The organism is Flavobacterium sp. P21 (assembly GCF_050632225.1).
Taxonomy (GTDB): Bacteria; Bacteroidota; Bacteroidia; order Flavobacteriales; family Flavobacteriaceae; genus Flavobacterium.
Map to the genome: position 1 here is coordinate 3,860,505 of NZ_CP192585.1, position 18,380 is coordinate 3,878,884.

The 18,380-nt window shown below is 33.8% G+C and carries 15 protein-coding genes and 3 pseudogenes; 7 read left to right on the forward strand and 11 right to left on the reverse strand.

The window, feature by feature from the left end:
* Positions 1-125: 125 nt before the first annotated feature.
* Positions 126-1,565, reverse strand: coding sequence for a glycoside hydrolase family 28 protein (locus ACQ9BO_RS19340; protein WP_431242076.1), 1,440 nt, complete (start codon positions 1,563-1,565; stop codon positions 126-128).
* 287 nt (positions 1,566-1,852) lie between these two features.
* Between ACQ9BO_RS19340 and ACQ9BO_RS19345 the strand changes: the two are divergent.
* Positions 1,853-2,880 (forward strand): annotated as a pseudogene (locus tag ACQ9BO_RS19345) (LacI family DNA-binding transcriptional regulator).
* 314 nt (positions 2,881-3,194) lie between these two features.
* Here the strand turns inward: ACQ9BO_RS19345 and ACQ9BO_RS19350 are convergent.
* From ACQ9BO_RS19350 to ACQ9BO_RS19395, 10 genes and pseudogenes are all read right to left on the reverse strand, one after another.
* Positions 3,195-4,829 (reverse strand): UxaA family hydrolase, encoded by a 1,635-nt coding sequence (locus ACQ9BO_RS19350; RefSeq protein WP_431245166.1) that lies wholly within the window; start codon positions 4,827-4,829, stop codon positions 3,195-3,197.
* A gap of 2 nt (positions 4,830-4,831) precedes the next feature.
* Positions 4,832-6,280: a tagaturonate reductase gene (locus ACQ9BO_RS19355; protein ID WP_431242077.1), complete on the reverse strand. Its 1,449-nt coding sequence runs from the start codon at positions 6,278-6,280 to the stop codon at positions 4,832-4,834.
* 219 nt (positions 6,281-6,499) lie between these two features.
* Entirely contained in the window at positions 6,500-7,171 is a 672-nt protein-coding gene (locus tag ACQ9BO_RS19360) for a bifunctional 4-hydroxy-2-oxoglutarate aldolase/2-dehydro-3-deoxy-phosphogluconate aldolase (protein ID WP_431242078.1), read from the reverse strand.
* A 7-nt stretch (positions 7,172-7,178) separates the two neighbouring features.
* Positions 7,179-8,201: a PfkB family carbohydrate kinase gene (locus ACQ9BO_RS19365; RefSeq protein ID WP_431242079.1), complete on the reverse strand. Its 1,023-nt coding sequence runs from the start codon at positions 8,199-8,201 to the stop codon at positions 7,179-7,181.
* 177 nt (positions 8,202-8,378) lie between these two features.
* Complete coding sequence (uxaC, locus tag ACQ9BO_RS19370) at positions 8,379-9,782, reverse strand: glucuronate isomerase (RefSeq protein ID WP_431242080.1); 1,404 nt, start codon at positions 9,780-9,782, stop codon at positions 8,379-8,381.
* Between the two features lie 25 nt (positions 9,783-9,807).
* Positions 9,808-10,600 (reverse strand): annotated as a pseudogene (locus tag ACQ9BO_RS19375) (gluconate 5-dehydrogenase).
* A gap of 1 nt (position 10,601) precedes the next feature.
* A complete protein-coding gene (kduI, locus tag ACQ9BO_RS19380; RefSeq protein WP_431242081.1) occupies positions 10,602-11,441 on the reverse strand; it encodes a 5-dehydro-4-deoxy-D-glucuronate isomerase in 840 nt (279 codons plus the stop codon).
* A gap of 99 nt (positions 11,442-11,540) precedes the next feature.
* Positions 11,541-12,857, reverse strand: a complete 1,317-nt coding sequence (locus ACQ9BO_RS19385; RefSeq protein WP_431242082.1) for an MFS transporter — start codon at positions 12,855-12,857, stop codon at positions 11,541-11,543.
* A 47-nt stretch (positions 12,858-12,904) separates the two neighbouring features.
* Positions 12,905-13,168, reverse strand: a complete 264-nt coding sequence (locus tag ACQ9BO_RS19390; RefSeq protein WP_431242083.1) for a hypothetical protein — start codon at positions 13,166-13,168, stop codon at positions 12,905-12,907.
* Positions 13,165-14,435: pseudogene (locus ACQ9BO_RS19395) on the reverse strand (MFS transporter). The gene ACQ9BO_RS19390 and the pseudogene ACQ9BO_RS19395 overlap by 4 nt, the downstream one beginning before the upstream one ends.
* A gap of 441 nt (positions 14,436-14,876) precedes the next feature.
* Here ACQ9BO_RS19395 and ACQ9BO_RS19400 point away from each other — a divergent pair.
* From ACQ9BO_RS19400 to ACQ9BO_RS19425, 6 genes are all read left to right on the forward strand, one after another.
* Entirely contained in the window at positions 14,877-15,611 is a 735-nt protein-coding gene (locus ACQ9BO_RS19400; protein WP_431242084.1) for an alpha/beta hydrolase, read from the forward strand.
* Positions 15,612-15,637: 26 nt separating this feature from the next.
* Positions 15,638-15,808, forward strand: a complete 171-nt coding sequence (locus ACQ9BO_RS19405) for an alpha/beta hydrolase (RefSeq protein WP_431245167.1) — start codon at positions 15,638-15,640, stop codon at positions 15,806-15,808.
* Positions 15,809-16,283: 475 nt separating this feature from the next.
* Positions 16,284-16,598, forward strand: coding sequence for a hypothetical protein (locus ACQ9BO_RS19410; protein ID WP_431242085.1), 315 nt, complete (start codon positions 16,284-16,286; stop codon positions 16,596-16,598).
* 24 nt (positions 16,599-16,622) lie between these two features.
* Positions 16,623-16,847: a hypothetical protein gene (locus tag ACQ9BO_RS19415; protein ID WP_431242086.1), complete on the forward strand. Its 225-nt coding sequence runs from the start codon at positions 16,623-16,625 to the stop codon at positions 16,845-16,847.
* Positions 16,848-16,926: 79 nt separating this feature from the next.
* Complete coding sequence (locus ACQ9BO_RS19420; protein WP_431242087.1) at positions 16,927-17,184, forward strand: hypothetical protein; 258 nt, start codon at positions 16,927-16,929, stop codon at positions 17,182-17,184.
* An 88-nt stretch (positions 17,185-17,272) separates the two neighbouring features.
* Positions 17,273-18,196, forward strand: coding sequence for a helix-turn-helix domain-containing protein (locus ACQ9BO_RS19425; RefSeq protein ID WP_431242088.1), 924 nt, complete (start codon positions 17,273-17,275; stop codon positions 18,194-18,196).
* The last annotated feature ends 184 nt before the right edge of the window (positions 18,197-18,380 follow it).

Here is an 18,380-nt window from a genome sequence, read left to right on the forward strand (position 1 = left end):
AAAAATCATCAAATTATTACTAACCAAGATTTTTGAAAAATAAAAACACAAAATTGCTTTTTATTTCTTTTTGATAATTAGTTGAAAGTTCACAATTGGTTTGGTTATAAAGTAAATTAAGTGGTTTAATTTTTAATGGATTCTATTTTTTTACCGTTAATGTAGGTATTTATAAAATTTACCGTTTTCACATTTTTCAGCGAATAAACAGAATCAACTTTTGCTATTGTAACATTTTTAAATGTAATGTTTTCAATTGGAGATTCTTTGTAGCCATCTGCTAAAATCCCAAATTTTCCTCCATTTTTCACCTTAACATTTTCAAGGCTTATATTTTTTATCGCTGGAATAAAATTCCCAACCTGGCTTCCATAAATATCATAAAACATTGTCACTCTCAAGACGCATTCTTTAACGGTTCCAACTTCAATATTTCGTACATAAATATCTTCTGTAGTTCCTCCACGTTTCGAATTCGTTTTGATTCTGATCGCGCGATCTAGTTCTGGACTATCCATCACACAATTTTCAACATAAACATTATTGACGCCAGCTGTAATCTCGCTTCCCATTACAACACCGCCATGACCATCAATCATTTTGCAGTTTTGAACGATAATATTTTTACTCGGAATTCCGACTCTTCTTCCATCGGCATCTCTTCCAGATTTAATTGCAATACAATCATCGCCCGTATTGAAAGTACAATTTTTGATAATTACATTTTGTGAATATTCAGGATCGCGACCATCATTATTTGGTCCGTGGCTATTTACAGTAACACCATCAACAATTACATTATTTGATTTTAAAGGATGTAAAATCCAAAACGGTGCGTTAATTACTGTAATGTCTTTTATCAAAACCGTGTTACATTCAAAAAACTCAATAAAATTAGGACGCAAATAATGTCCTTCACCAAAAACACGTTCGGCAACCGGAACGCCCTTTTCAACCATTTCAACCAAATTATCACGATTTAATGGGTCGTGCTGTGATGGTTGTCCTTTGTCCCAACCATATCTTTTGTCGCCACACCAAGGCCACCAATTTGTATTATTAGCCTGTCCATTTAAAATCCCTTTTCCCGTGATTGCAACATTGGTTTTACCCTTTGCAGAAATCAATGGTGAATGATTCATCAATTCTGTTCCTTCCCAAGAAGTGTGAACCAATGGATAATCTTTTGAATTTGTGCTAAAAAGAATTTCTGCTTGATCTTCTAAATGCAAATTGACATTGCTTTCCAAATGAATTGGACCTGTCAAATATTTTCCATTTGGCACTAAAACTTTTCCTCCACCATTTGCCGCACATTCCTTAATCGCTTTTTCAAAAGCAAGCGTATTCATTGTCTTCCCATCAGCTATAGCGCCAAAATCATTTATATTATAGGTTTTGTTTACAAAATGTGCTTCGGGAATACTTTTTATAATTAACTCCATCTTTTTCCAAGGATCTGCTTCAGAAACTCCTGAAACTTGTTTTCCGCAAGATAAAATTACAACAGAAAAGATACCTGAAAATAAGATTGATTTTAACGCTAAAGACTTATTTGTAATCATTTACGCAGTTTTATATGGTTTGAGCCAATAAATTGACGATAATTATGTAATCGATTACACGAAAGTATAAAATTTGTTTCTACAGAACAAATTTATTTAGAAATAATTTATATATTTAATTTTTATTTGCAATTATATTTACAGTTAACATAAAAAAATACATAATTTTTTATCATTGTAGAACTGAAAACGTTTGAGTTATTAATTATGTAATCGATAACAAAAAATATTGTCATATATAAAAAAATGTATTTTTGTTTAAAAATTAAATCTGAAAACTTTTTTTAATGAGCGAAAAAATAACCATTTATGATATTGCCAAGAAATTGAATATCACTGTCGCGACTGTTTCCAGAGCTTTAAACAACAACCCAAAAATAAAAGAAAGCACTAGAGAACTGGTCATCAAAACCGTCGCATCAATGAACTACAAGCAAAACAAACTTGCTTTAGCATTAAAAAGCGGACGAAGCAATAATATTGGTGTTATTGTTCCTCGTATTGACAGCAACTTTTTTGCATCGGTTATTAGAGGTATTGAAGAAGAACTTCATCCTCATGGTTATCAGGTAATTATTTGTCAGACACATGAAAGTGCAAAAAGAGAGAATGAAAATCTATATACCTTAATAGATGCTCAGGTTGATGGAATTATGATGTCGGTTACTGACGTTGCTGATGAAAATATTGGCGCTTTCAATTATGTTCTAGAAAAAAACGTTCCATTAATCTTTTTTGACCGAAGCAAACACATAGACGGAGTAAGTTCTGTAACTATCAATGATTTTAAAGGTGGCTATGTAGCAACAAAGCATCTTATAAATGAAGGTTGCCGTGCAATTGCACATTTTTCAGGAGATCAATCTCTAGAAATTTTCAAAAACAGGTTTTTAGGTTATAAACAAGCTCTACTAGACAACGGACTGACTTTTAACGAAGATTATGTAATTCGCACTAAAAGTAGTGTTGAAGCCGGAAAAGAAGCAATTAATGCTCTTTTAGCTTTAGAAACGCCACCTGATGCCCTATTTTCTGCCAGTGATTTTGCGGCTTTAGGAGCTATTCAGGAATTAAAAGAAAAAACATCCGTATTCCAGAAGAATTTTGCGTTGCAGGATTCAGTAACGAGCCATTTACTAAATTCATGGAATTATCAATTACCTCTGTAGATCAATCTCCACTCGAAATGGGAAAAATGTCTGCTCGAGTTTTCTTGGAACAAGTCGACAAAACAGATACAATCAAAATTGAGAAAAAAGTGGTTCTTGCACCAGAATTGCATATCCGTAAATCGTCTTCAAGAACTAATTTTTAATTTTTTTCCCTTATAAATTATATAACAGGCTATTTCGCTATTTCAAACGGATAGCCTTTTTTATAAGCTTCAGCGAAGCGAAATATTAATAGCAAAAGTTAAATTGTTACAACATAAAGCTCCAGAGGAGCGACATATATTTAGTTTGCAGAAAAAATATATGTCGCTCCTCTGGAGCTTTATTTTTATTTATCTTATTGTAATTCTATAAATATTTTGCTCCGCTGGAGCTTTCATAAAAAAAGACGCACTACTGTGCGTCTCTACATATAAACTTTGCCACTTTGTATCTTTGTAACTTTGAGCCTAAAAAACTATAAAGAAACTCCTCTTTTCCAAGGAATAAATACATCTTGTTTCAACTGGTCTGCTTTTGTTTCCACGTTTCCGCTCGCCAATTCTATAATGTAATCTACTATTTCTGCTCCAACCTCGGTAATGGTTTTTTCACCAGTAATCACCGTTCCGGCATTTACATCGATAATATCAGACATTCTATTAATTAATGCCGTGTTCGAAGAAATTTTTACAACGGGTGCAATCGGATTTCCCATCGGATTTCCTAAACCTGTGGTAAACAAAACAACAGTTGCGCCCGATCCAACCAATCCTGTGGTACATTCTGCGTCATTTCCTGGCGTATTTAAAAGACTTAATCCTGGTTTTGAAATATACTCTCCGTAATCTAAAACATCTACAACAGGTGAAGTTCCACCTTTTTTAGTCGCGCCAGCAGATTTCATTGCATCTGTAATTAATCCGTCTTTGATATTTCCCGGAGATGGGTTCATATCAAACCCTGAACCTGCATCTACAACTGATTTTTCAAAAGCTTTCATTAAAGTTAAAAACTTATCTGCTTTTTCTTCGTCCACACATCTATTCATCAATTCTTGCTCAACGCCACATAATTCCGGAAACTCTGCCAAAATTGTTTTCCCTCCCAAAGCCGCAAAAATATCTGAAACAACTCCTAATGCCGGATTAGCAGAAATTCCGGAAAATCCATCAGACCCTCCACATTCTAAACCAATACTTAGCTTTGAAAGAGGAGCAGGTTTTCGTTCAATTTTGTTGGCTCTTTTAATGGCTTCATAAGAATCTTTAATCACCATTTGAAACATTTGATCAGTAGTTCCAATTTGTTGTTGCTCATAGATCAAAATTTCTTTATCACTATTCGGGCTCATTTCTTTCAATGCCTTTTTAAAAATATCAACTTGCAAATTTTGGCAACCTAAACTTAAAACAGTTGCACCTGCAACATTTGGGTTGTTCACATATCCTGCAAGCAGTTTTGCCAACAATTCTGAATCTTGTCGAATCCCTCCACAACCACCTTGATGATTGATAAATTTCACTTCGACATTATCTAAAAGATTTTCATTTAAATTTTTAGCCGAAACTTCTTCTATGCTTTTTTCTTCAATTAAAGAACGCAACAAGTTTTTATAAGAAACTTCTTTTTTGGGCATTAATTCGTTTTCAAAAATATCTTTCAGTTTTTCGATATTTTTGTTTTCGCAAAAAACCAATGGAAAAAACAACCAAACGTTTTTGGTTCCAACTTGTCCATCAGTACGGTGGTATCCGTTGAAAGTTTTGTCTTTCCAACGATCTACATTTGGTGGAGTCCAACCTAAATTTCCGTTTTTACCAAAAACTTTTTCACTTTGATGTTTTACATTTTCAGTGGTAATTACTTCTCCTTTTTTTATAGGTTTAGCGACTTTTCCAACCAAAACACCATACATTATAATATCATCACCAATTGAAAAATCTTTCTCTGTGATTTTATGTTTTGCTTTAACATCAGTTGTTGGTGAGACAGTGGTCCCTTCAAACATAATTTGTTCGTTTTGTACCAAATCGGTTAAAGCGACAATTACGTTATCTGCTGGGTTGACTTTTATTAATTTTTTTGAGTTGCCATAACAATCGTATGTAATTCTTAATTTAATTGTTTTTGAAAATTGATGAAGCCTTGCTCTACGCCGTTTGCATCAATTTCTTCTAAAGCTTTTGCAATTGAATCTGTTAATGAAGGAATTTCAGTTAAATCCTCATCCCAGAAATTTTTATTCTGCAAAGTAAGTCGTGCTATTTTATTGTAATCATCTGATGTCCAAAGTCCATTGAAAAACGAAACAATATCCTCACTGTCTTGAACTGGAAGATTTTCGCCTTTCCAAGTTCCTTTGTAAAAGCGGATCAAACATGCAAAAGCAAAAGTCAAATGCACTGGAAGCTTTTTATGAACATCAACATAGCCCGTTAAACTTGGTAATACACGAACTTTGAATTTAGAAATTGAGTTCAAAGCAATAGAAGACAATAAATGCTTGATAAACGGATTTCTAAAACGGTCCAATATCTCCTCAGCAAAACTTGTCAGTTCTGCTCTATCCATGTTTAAAGTCTCATTAATCTCATCAAAAACTGCTTTATTTACAAATGCACCAGTAAATGCATTGTCAACAGTTTCTTTTACCGTTTCATTTCCGTAAAGCAATGAAAATGGCACCATTGCAGTGTGTGCTCCATTCAAAATTCTCACTTTACGCGTACGGTAAGGTTGCATATCTGCAACGATTTTTACATCTAAATCTGTTTTTTCAAAAGGAAGTTTTGCTTTTAGTTTATCATCACCTTCAATCACCCATAAAAAGAAACTTTCAGCACTTACAATCAAATCATCTTTGTAAAGAAGCTGGCTGTTGTATTCTTCGATTTGATCTTTTGGATACCCTGGAACAATTCTGTCCACCAAAGTATTATGAAAAGAACAATCGTTTGTTAACCATGATTTAAAATCTTCTCCAAGATTCCAATCGTCGCTATATTTCAAGACAATTTCCTTTAAAGTATCTGAATTATAATTAATTAATTCACAAGGAATAATTGTCAAAGCCTTTGATTTATCACCATTAAAATGCTTAAATCTTTCATGCAAAAGTACAGTTAATTTTGCAGGAAAAGAAACTGGAGGCGTCATTGAAGCATTATCTGAGGCGATATATTCAATTCCGGCTTCAGTTGTATTTGAAATAATGAATTCTAATTCTTCTTCTTTAGCTAAAGCCAAAAATTCTTGAAAAGAAGCATAAGGATCTACCGCTTTTACGATATTGGTAATCAATTCTTTTTCCTGAATTTCCTCTCCTTTTTTAACCCCTTTCATGAATAACGTATACAGACCATCCTGATCATTAATCATATTCACCAATCCTCTGTCAATAGGCTGTACAACTGCAATACCTGCATTGAAATCTGCTTTTTTATTCAATTCCTGAAAAGCATATTCTACAAAGGCTCTCAAAAAGTTACCCTCTCCAAATTGTACAATTTTAATAGGAAGCCTATGTGAAAACTCCGTATTTGATCTGTTTATTTTTTCCATTATTCTAAAATTCCATTAACTGTTACAACTAACAACCATATTCATTACCTTATTTTTTTGTGGGGATTTATATTGTAAAAGAAACATTACACCTGAAAGAGTAAAACAAATCCTGCTGTGAGGAGTGACAAGATTTATTTTGCAAGCGTAATGTTCAATTACAACATCTAAAACTCTAAAAAAACCGCATGCCAAATAAGGAACTGGTATGATTGTTCCCTATTTATTTTTAATATTTTTGATGATATCCAAAACCTGACTTACTTTAGCCTTTAAACCGTCATAGTCTTTTTTATCCAATATATCTTTTGAAATTAATTGCGAACCTAAACCAACACAAGTAGCTCCCGCATTAAGCCATGAGCTCAAACTTTCAACTGTTGGGTAAACACCGCCTGTAGGCATAATATTTGTCCACGGGCATGGTCCTTTTATTGCTTTGATAAATTCTGGACCATAAATATCAGCTGGAAATAATTTTACAATTTCACATCCTAATTCTTCAGCTCTTGCAATTTCAGAAAGTGTACCACAGCCTGGTGACCATAAAACTTTGCGTCGATTACATGCGATTGCAATATCTTCCCTAAAAACCGGAGTTACAATAAAGTTTGCACCTAAACTCATATAAAGCGAAGCTGAAGCCGCATCTGTAACAGAACCTACTCCCAGCATCATTCCTGGCAATTCAGCTAAAGCATATTTGTTCAATGCCCCGAAAACTTCATGAGCAAAATCGCCTCTGCTTGTAAATTCCATCAAACGCGAACCACCGTCATAACATGCTTTAAGCACTTTTTTGCTTAATTCTATATCTGAATGAAAAAATAACGGAACCATTCCGTCCTCTTTCATTTGTTGCGCTACTTCAATTCTTGAATACTTTGCCATTTCTTTTTTATCTTGATACTAATGCCGAACCGTCGCCATCAATCATATTTTCAACTTCTTTTAATGTTACCAAATTATAGTCACCCGCAATCGTATGTTTTAAACAACAAGCCGCAACTGCAAAATCTAAGGCTCTTTGATTATTATTTTTATACTGAAGCAAACCATAAATCAAACCGCCCATAAAAGCGTCTCCACTTCCTACTCGGTCAACTACTGGTGTAACTTCTTTAACCGTCGCCTGATAAATTGCTTTTCCATCAAACAGAATCCCTCCAATTCTTTGATGTGAAGCGCTTACAGAATAACGTAAAGTCGTTGCTACAGTTTTTAAATTCGGAATCAATTCAAACAGTTTTGTATATAAAACTGGCAACGATTTTTCATCTTGATAATTTGGGTTCACTTTTGGAATTCCCAACATAAAATATGCTGTATCAATATCGCCTAGAATAACATTGCTGTATTTCAACATTTCAGGCATAACTTCGCTTGGCGTTTTTCCGTATTGCCATAATTTCGAACGATAATTCAAATCGCATGAAATTGTGATTCCTTTTTTATGAGCGACTTTGATTGCTTCTAGACAAGCCTCGGCCGCACTTTCAGAAATCGCTGGAGTTATACCGCTCCAATGAAACCACTCTGCTCCTTCTAAAACTTTATCCCAATCAATACTTCCTTTTTGAATAGTTGCCATCGAACTGTGTGCACGATCATAAACTACATTGCTTCCGCGAGTTCCTGCGCCTGTTTCAAGAAAATAGATTCCTAAACGTTCTCCTCCAAAAACAATATTTTTGGTTTCCACATTCATTTTTCGCATTTCTTTTAATGCAGATCCACCAATTTCATTTTCAGGCAATCTTGTTACAAACTCAGCATTTACGCCATAATTTGCTAAAGAAACACAAACATTAAATTCACCGCCACCATAAGTAGCACCAAATGCTGTAGATTGCGAAAAACGCAAATGCCTTTCTGTTGATAAACGCAACATGATTTCTCCAAATGCAACTACTTTACTCATTATTTATATTTTTTATTTCACCATTAAGACATTAAGAAAATTAAGCTTTGCTTTACGCTCTCTTTGCCATTAAAGGTTAAGTTTATTAAGCATTACTGCTTCATTATCTTTAATACCTAAAAATTAGTTTTAGGTTTCAAACTTAATTTTCTTAATGCCTTAATGGTTTAAATATTATTAAAACTTAAAATATTCTTTAGCGTTGTTGTATGAAATATCAGAAACCAATTTTCCAATCCATTCCATATCATTTGGAAGCTCTCCGCGTTTGATTTCATCTCCTAGAAGATTACATAAAATACGTCTGAAATATTCGTGTCTAGGGAAAGACAAGAAACTTCTTGAATCTGTCAACATCCCAACAAAACAGCTAATTAAGCCCATATTTGAAAGCGCATTTAATTGTTTTGTCATTCCATCTTTCTGATCTAAAAACCACCATCCTGAACCAAATTGTACTTTTCCTCGAACGCTTCCGTCATTGAAATTCCCAATCATTGTCGCCATAACTTCGTTATCAGCTGGATTCAAATTATAAATAATAGTTTTAGACAATTTATCTTTACTGTCCAAAGCATTTAAAAAGTTTGATAATTTTTGCGCTTGTGGATAATCTCCAATAGAATCCCATCCTGTATCTGGACCTAAGATTCTGTGCATACGCGCATTGTTGTTTCTTAAAGCGCCTAAGTGAAACTGCTGTACCCAACCAAATTCATGATACGTTTCAGATAAGAACAATAAAATCGCACTTTGGAATTTTAATGCTTCTTCTGGAGATAATGCTCCATTTTCTCTTTTCTTTTTGAAAATCGCACTTACTTCATTTTCAGTGAAATTTTCAAAATAAATTTGATCAAGTCCGTGATCACTTAATTTACATCCGTTTGCATTAAAGAATTCGATTCTTTTTCTCAATGCCGATTGTAAATCTGCATATGTATTGATTGTCACACCTGAAACTTCTCCCAAAGTATCAACATAAGCATTATATCCATCATTCGAAATCAAAATGGCTTTATCAGGTCTGAAAGCTGTGCTCATTTTGATTCCCGTAGAATTATTCGCGAATTTTTGGTGATATTCCAAAGAATCAATCGGGTCTTCAGTTGTACAAACCAATTCAGCATTTACTTTTTTAAGAAGATTTTGCGTGCTATAAGCCTGAGAATTTATTTTTTCCGAAGTTTCGATGTAAATTTTCTCAGCCGATTTTTCATTCAACAAATCATAAATATCAAAATAACGAGCCAATTCTAAGTGCGTCCAGTGATATAAAGGATTTCGCATTGTGTACGGAACTGTTTTTGCCCAATTCAAGAATTTATCTTTATCTGAACCATTTCCAGTTACAAACTGCTCATTAATTCCCAATGTGCGCATTGCACGCCATTTGTAGTGATCTCCATTAATCCAAACTTGAGTAATATTGTCAAAGATTTTATCTTCGGCGATAAACTGTGGATTTAAGTGATTATGGTAATCAATAATTGGCTGATTTTTAGAATAATTATGATATAATTCTTCAGCAAATTTATTTTCTAATAAAAAATTATCGTTTATGAATGTATTCGCGCTCATGTCTTTTTAAATAAAATTTTGAGAATTATTCTTCGTTTGATGGTTTCCCAATTGTTGCCAAAATACCACCATCAACATATAAAATGTGACCGTTTACAAAATCACTTGCTTTTGAAGACAAAAAGATTGCTCGCTCCAGCTAAGTCGCTTGGATCACCCCATTTTGCCGCCGGAGTTCTGCTGATGATAAAATCATTAAACGGATGTCCGTCAACTCTGATAGGCTTTGTTTGCTCTGTTGCAAAATATCCAGGTCCAATTCCATTGATTTGAACATTGTATTTTGCCCATTCTGTTGCCATATTTTTAGTCAGCATTTTCAAACCTCCTTTTGCGGCAGCGTACGCAGAAACTGTATTTCTTCCTAATTCACTCATCATCGAGCAAATATTGATGATTTTACCTTGTCTTCTAGCGATCATTCCTTTTGCAACATGCTTTGAAACGATGAACGGACTTACTAAATCTATATCCACCACTTCTCTGAAATCTGAAACTTCCATATCAAGAAGTGGAATTCTTTTAATGATTCCAGCGTTGTTAATTAAAATAGCGATTGGACCAACTTCCTTTTCAATTTTTTGAACCGCTTCTGCAACTTCTTTTTCTTCGGTTACATTAAATTTATAGCCTACAGCATTTATTCCCTCACTTTTTAATTCATTAACAGCATTGTCAATTTTTTCTTGAGAAGAATTTCCGTTCACAACAATTGTCGCTCCCGCTTGACCTAATCCTTTTGCCATTGCCATTCCCAGTCCGTGTGTACTTCCTGTGATAAGGGCAACTTTTCCTTTTATATCAAATAAATTTGTCATCTTATCTTAAATCTGTGATTTTACAAACATCCATATCTCCGTAATCTAAATTCTCTCCAGCCATTCCCCAGATAAAAGTATAATTACTTGTTCCTGAACCAGAGTGAATTGACCATGGCGGAGAAATAACTGCCTGATGATTGTTCATCCAAATATGTCTTGTTTCTTGTGGCTGTCCCATAAAGTGACAAACAGCCTGATTTTCTGGAATATCTAAATAGAAATAAACTTCCATTCTACGATCGTGTACGTGCGCTGGCATAGTATTCCAAACACTTCCAGGATTTAGTTCCGTCATTCCCATTTGCAATTGGCAAGTTGTTACAACACTTCCAATAATCATTTGGTTTACTGTACGGTGATTTGCCGTTTCTATTGCACCTAAATTCAATTTATTTGCTTCAGCCAAACTTACTTTTACCGTTGGGTAAGTAGTGTGAGCTGGTGCTGAGTTGATGTAAAATTTAGCTGGATTACTAGCATCAGTACTTTTGAAAATCACTTCTTTATTTCCGCTTCCGATATACAAGGCATCTTTAAAACCTAACTCATAAGTAGTTCCTTCAACAACAACAGAACCGCTTCCTCCAACATTAATAATCCCTAATTCTCTTCTTTCTAAAAAATAAGGTGCTTTAAGTGGATCAATTGTTTCCAAAGCCAAATCTCCTTTTACTGGAACTGCCGATCCAGCAATATATCTGTCGTAATGAGAATAAACCAAAACGATTTCATCTTCCTGCATTAAGTCATCAATTAAGAATTCATCTCTCAATTGTTGTGTGTCATATTTTTTTACAGCTTCTGGGCTTGATGCGTATCTTGAACTATATTTTGTCATAATTTCTAAATTAATGTAATCGATTGCACAAATTTAATTTTTTATATTGAAATACCATAATTGAAACCAAAAAAATATTTCATCAATGCCATTTTTTCTTTACAATTCTACTTTTTTCATCTTAGGCACCAGTACATGCATGATCAGCCAAGCCAATAAATAAGAACCTCCGCAGATACAAAACATAATAAAATAACCTGTTTCAATTTTGCCTAACTTCGTATAATACACAAACATGTTTTTCTGAACGACCAAAGTCAACAAGATTCCCCCAAGCGCTCCAAACATTCCACCTAATCCCGTAACCGAGGCAGTGGCTTTTTTAGGAAACATATCTGAAACTGTTGTAAAGATATTAGCACTCCAAGCCTGATGTGCAGAAACCGCCAAACCAATGACTAAAATCGCCCACCACATATTTATTGTTCCAAGATATTGTGAAAATAAAACCGGCAAAACTGCAAACGCATAGAGCAACATACTTGTTTTACGAGCTTTGTACGCCGGCCAATTATTATTGATTAATTTTAAAGGAAGCCAGCCTCCGCCAATACTTCCGACACTTCCAATCATATATACCAACGCACAAGGCCAGATAATTTCTGTTGCCGTCAATTTATATTGTTTCATCAAGAAATCTGGCAACCAGAATAAATAAAACCACCAAACCGGGTCGGTCAATAATTTTCCTATTGCAAAAGCCCAAGTTTGGCGAAATGACAATAACTTAAACCAAGAGACTTTTTCTTTCGAATCTTCTTCAGCAACAATCACTTGATCTGAAGTAATATATTCTAATTCTGCTTGAGATAAACGTTTTTGTTTTTGAGGCACTTCATACAGTAAAAACCACAATAAAAGCCAAACAAAACCAACAATACCTGTTAAAATAAATGCCCATTGCCAACCATAATTTTCAGCAATGTAAGGAACGGTCAACGGCACTATAATTGCACCAATATTACTTCCTGAGTTAAAAATCCCTGTTGCTAAAGCTCTTTCTTTCTGTGGAAACCATTCGGCTGTTGCTTTTATTGCCGCTGGGAAATTCCCTGCTTCAGTTACTCCTAAGAATATGCGGGCAATTATAAATCCTCCCGTACCTGTCGCAAGCGCATGACCAATTGCGGCTAAACTCCATAATCCTGTAGAAATGGCATACCCTAATTTAGTTCCTAATTTATCAATGATTCCGCCAGCAACAAGCATTCCCAGCGCATATGCAATTTTAAATGCAATTTCAATATTCGAATAGTCAATAACTTCTTGTTCAGGTGTCCAATGAAAAGCTTCTGCTAAAAAAGGACGAAGGTAACTTATTACATTTCTGTCTAAATAATTTACAGTTGTTGCAAAAAAGACTAAACTGCAAATTGTCCAGCGGTATTTTCCAATTACTGCGTTGGTTTGGTTCATAATTTAGTTGGTTGGTTTAGGTTGGTTAGTTAGCGTTCAGATCTTGATTAAAGATCTGTAATTGGTCTGTATTTCGGAACTAAAGTTTTCATTACAATCCAGCCTACCAAATAAGAAACAGCACAGATTGAAAAAATAATCATATATCCAGTATTTATTCCGTTTACAACATTTTCACCAGCAGTTGTAAGCGACTTTAAGAACTCTTCTAAATTCCCTACACCTCTTTCAGCCAAAAAAGCCTTTTCTGTTACTGCATTTTTGAATTGTGGGTATTTTTCTAATAATGGCTGGCCATTTACAGTACTCAATTTCTTTGTGTAAAATCAAATAATACGCCTGAACCTTTGTTTATAATTGTAGAACCAATTCCTCCAGCTAATCCTCCAATACCTGTAATCGTTGCGATTGCTTTTTTGGAAACATATCTCCAACAGTAGTAAAAATATTTGCTGACCAAGACTGGTGCAGTCGCACCTGCAATTCCGATAATGATAACCGGTACCCAATAACTAATATAACCCAAAGGTTGCGCGACCAAAGCCAACAAAGGAAAAAAAGCAAAAATAAGCATCGCTTTCATTCTCCCTTCATACGGATTCATACCTTTCTTCTCTACAAAGTAAGTCGGTAGCCATCCCCCAATAATTGACAATAATGTAATCATATAAAGAACAAACAACGGCAAAGTCGCTTGAGTAGAATCCATTCCGTAAACCGAACTCAAATAAGCTGGCGTCCAAAATAAAAAGAACCACCACACGCCATCAGTCATGAATTTTCCAAAAGCGAAAGCCCATGTTTGTTTGTATTTAAAACAATCTTTCAAAGACACTTTTGAACCAGCCTCTGAAACATAACCTAATTTACTATCTGCAATATCATCTTGCTGAATATAAGCCAATTCTTCAGGAGTTACTTTTGCATGTCTTTCTGGTTTGTCATACATAAACATCCAAAATCCCATCCAAATAAACCCTAAAGCTCCAATAATAATAAAAGACATTTCCCAACCAAAAGATTTAGCAATAAACGGAATTGTAACTGGCGCGACTAAAGCCCCAACAGTCGCTCCCGCATTGAAAATACTAGTTGCAAATGCTCTGTCTTTTTTAGGAAAATATTCTGCCGTAGTTTTAATCGCCGCAGGAAAGTTTCCAGCTTCTCCTACTGCCAAAACAAAACGTGCGAAAATAAACAAAGCCACGCTTACATTAATCACCAAAGCAGTATCCTGAACAGTGCTGATTATTGCTTTTGAGCCATGAAACCCCACCAACCAATCTCCGGTAATTATTCCAGAAGTAGCAATACCACAGAAAGCATGAAGACAAGCTCCTATAGACCAAATTCCGATTGCCCAAAGAAATCCTTTTTTGTATCTAACCAATCCACAAATCGACCAGCAAACAGCAATGAAACAGCATAAAAAATCGAAAACAATGCTGTTATGTCTCCATAATCACTGTTTGTCCAATGAAATTCTGGTGCAATAAAATCTTTCCATGTTAAAGAAAGGACTTGGCGATCTAAATAATTGATAGTAGTTGCAAAAAAAGCAAAGCACAAATGCTCCAACGATATTTTCCTGCTGATTTGACGCTTTGGCTGATAGTAGCTGAATCTTCTTGGGTCATGGTTATTTTATTGTAAAAATTGATGTTTTTTGGTTCTTTTATTTTATCACGAAATCCGAATTAAAAAGCACTAAAAAACAATGATTTAATACAAATAAAACGAAATAATGTAATCGATTGCACAAATATAGTTTTTAATCTTTATATTCCAAATAAATTATATAAAAAATTATTTTATTCCAGAAAATAAACATATCGCACAAAAAAAATAATACAATATTACATATTAAACAATATATTTGTTAAATAGCAACGGAGCAAATTCATCCGTTACTAGGGCTAAAATTGTACAAAATCCTTAGGTCCTATTTGTTTGTTAGCTTCGCTTTTTAAAACTCATTTTCATTCGCATTAAATTCATTATAAAACAATTTTCTAAAAAATGAAACTCATCCTTTCTTCAAAATTATTTATTTACTCAATACTATACCTATTAATTATCAACAACTTGCAATCGCAAAATCAAATAATTCCGCTATGGGCGAAAATTCCAGATGAAATTGCCTCTCCAGATTATAAAGAAAAAGAAATCATAAAAGACGGCGTACTTCAGAGTACAAGCTTTGTTTCTGTCCCTTCTTTAAGCGTTTTTATTCCGAAAGATGTAAAACCAAATCAAACTGCAATCATTATTTTTCCTGGCGGAGGTTACTCGCATTTAGCAATTGACAAGGAAGGCACTAAAGTTGCAAATTGGCTCAATAGTATAGGTATAACAGCTTTCGTCCTAAAATACCGATTGCCGAGTGATTTGATCATGAAAAATAAAAATATTGGACCCCTTCAGGACGCACAAGAAGCTGTACGTTATGTACGCGAAAACGCCGCAAAATGGAATATTGATAATTCTAAAATTGGTACATTAGGGTTTTCCGCAGGTGGTCATTTAGCTTCAACTTTAGCGACACATTTTGACGAAAAAACATATGAAACCAGGTCTAAAACAAGCGCCCGTCCTGACTTTTCAATCTTGATTTATCCTGTTGTTTCAATGGAAAATAACATTACGCACAAAGGTTCTCAAACTAATTTATTAGGAAATAATCCATCGCAGGAATTGATTGATTCTTTTTCCAACGAAAAAAGGTTAGCTCACAAACTCCACCGACATTCCTAGTTCACGCTACAGATGATACTGCTGTTATTCCTGAAAACAGCATTAACTACTATTTGGCACTCAAAAAAAACGGTGTTACACCAGAGTTGCATTTGTATGAAAATGGCGGACATGGTTTTGGTTTAGGAGTCAAAGACACGAGCAAAAACTGGACAAAAGACTGTGAAGAATGGCTAAAAAATCACGGATATTATTAAATAAAAAAGGGTTTTTAGATTTGGTTAACGTGTAACTGAACCTAAAAACCCGATAAAAATTTTGACTTCTTGTATTTATCTTGCAAATTTATACAAGTACCCACGATCAAATGAATATGTCAAATTTCAACTTACTGTGTTTCTCCAAAAACTAGTAACAATCAATAGAAATCTTTAAAGATGATTAAAAAAGGCAAAAACATCTTAAATCTCTATTTCTATGGGGCAAATGTATCGCGCTCATTAAAAACTACATTACGGTTTTCCACATTCTGAAAAAAATTTTCTTCTTTTTTAAATCATAAAACGTGAAATAAAAAATAAACCACTGTTTATCAAAACAATACAACCATTAAGCTATATTTATAAAAAATAAAAAAAATAAAATTTAACTTTCTCTTTACATTATTTCTTGTCATAGATTAAGTTCTAGATACTTATTTACTTCTAAATTTGCTTTGAAAACAGACATATTATGAAAACTCTCGAATTCTTATTACTCGGAAAAAATGAAGCAATTCTGGCCATTTTGCTTCGATTGGTAAATGCAGATGAAAATTGGAATGCTGTTGCTTTTAATAACGAAAAAGAAGCGCAAGAATATTTTCAGAAAAACAAAATCGATATTGTGCTTTTGAGTTCTGGAATTGAAGATCATGTCGAAAAAGATTTTACATCTTTTTGCCTAAAACAGCAACCAGATGTAGAAGTTATTGAACATTTTGGAGGCGGAAGCGGTTTGCTGAAATCTGAAATTATGCATCGATTATATTTAAAAGGAAAGCTTTAAATTTGTATAATTCAATGCCCCAAAATGGAAAAGACATATTCAGTCGTAATTCACCCTTCAGATAACGGAATCGATTCTGTCAAAGTAATGAAGGATTATTTAAAAAGTAAAATTGGCTGGTTTAATAGTTGCAATTCAGTAGCGCATATTACGATTTGCGAATTCAAAATTGATGAATCTCAACTCGATTCAATCAAAAAAAGCTTTCTAAAATTTCCGACACTTTTACATCTTTCCAAGTATTTTTAGATCATTTTGACTCTTATCAAAATAGTGGCGCTTTTTTATTGGTACAACTGAAGATTCAAAAAATAATCTTGTACCTATTATGAAAAAGATTCATGAAACTTTGAAATTTTTAAACCTCAAAAAAAGTGATGATCCTCATTTATCAATTGGAAGAAGATTAACTCCCGAAAATCTAAAAATCGCTTCACAGCTTTTCACTACAATTGATATGGAATTTTTATGCGATAAAATTGTCCTGCGAGAATTTGATCCCATCAAAAAACAGTTTTTTATAATTGATACGATTCCGTTTGGCAATAATCCTCAGCCAGAATTTGTTCAAGGAAGTCTTTTTTAACCCGAAAGAAGCAAACTTGAAACCTGAAACCTGAAACTAAAAAAAACAATCCTATATTTTTCGTATATTTGAATTTTACAATTCATATATGAAATCCCTAGATTCATTTTACAAAGATATTACTGAAGGCTCAAGCGTTGAACCAAATTCATTGTTGCCCAATGATATTCAAAAAGAAATTGGGCATTTTAATGTTTTTGATATTAAAGAGCTTCTGGAACGCATGAAAGGAAAACCTGGAATGCCTTATGACAGAAGGGCTTATTACAAAATAAGTTTAATTAGAGGCCACAATAAAGCTGAATATGCCGATAAAATAATTGAAATCGAAAAACAGGGATTGTTATTTGCTACACCAAAAATTCCATACAATTACATTCCGCAGGACACAAATCAATCAGGGCAATTTTGTGTTTTCACTAGCGAATTTTTATCAAAAAATAAAAGCGGAATTGATTTAGATGATCTTCCTATTTTCGCTTCAGACGGTTATCCAATTTTCCAGTTATCTGATGAAGAAGTTTCTGAAGTCGAATTGATTTTCAATAAAATACAAAAAGAAATCAATTCTGATTATATTTACAAATACGATTTAATCCGAAATTATGTTGCGGAATTAATTCATTTTGGACAAAAATTACAACCTATTACGGCATTGTATTCCAAACATAATTCTGCGGCTCGAGTTTCCTCTTTATTTGCCGAATTATTAGAAAGACAATTCCCGATAGAATCACCAAATCAAAAATTACAATTAAGAACGGCGAAGGATTTTGCCGAAAGATTATCTGTTCACGTCAACCATTTAAATAAAGTTTTAAAAGAAAGCACGGGTAAAACAACAACCGAATTGATTAGCTCAAGACTAACAAACGAAGCAAAAATACTTTTAAAACAAACCGATTGGAACATTTCTGAAATCGCCTATTCATTAGGCTTTGAAGAACTAGCACATTTTTCAAACTTCTTCAAAAAACAAACCTCATTTACGCCTTTAGCTTTTAGGTCTTAATTTTAGATTGCAGATTTTAGATTTTAGATTATCTACAATAGTTACCACAAAGCTTGGTCATTGCGAGAAACGAAGCAATCTCATTTACTAAATGAAACTGGTGGCTTATTTTAGTGCGGTTGCTTCGTTCCTCGCAATGACATAAAATGAACTGATTTGAATTTTGCAAACATCGGTTTGATAT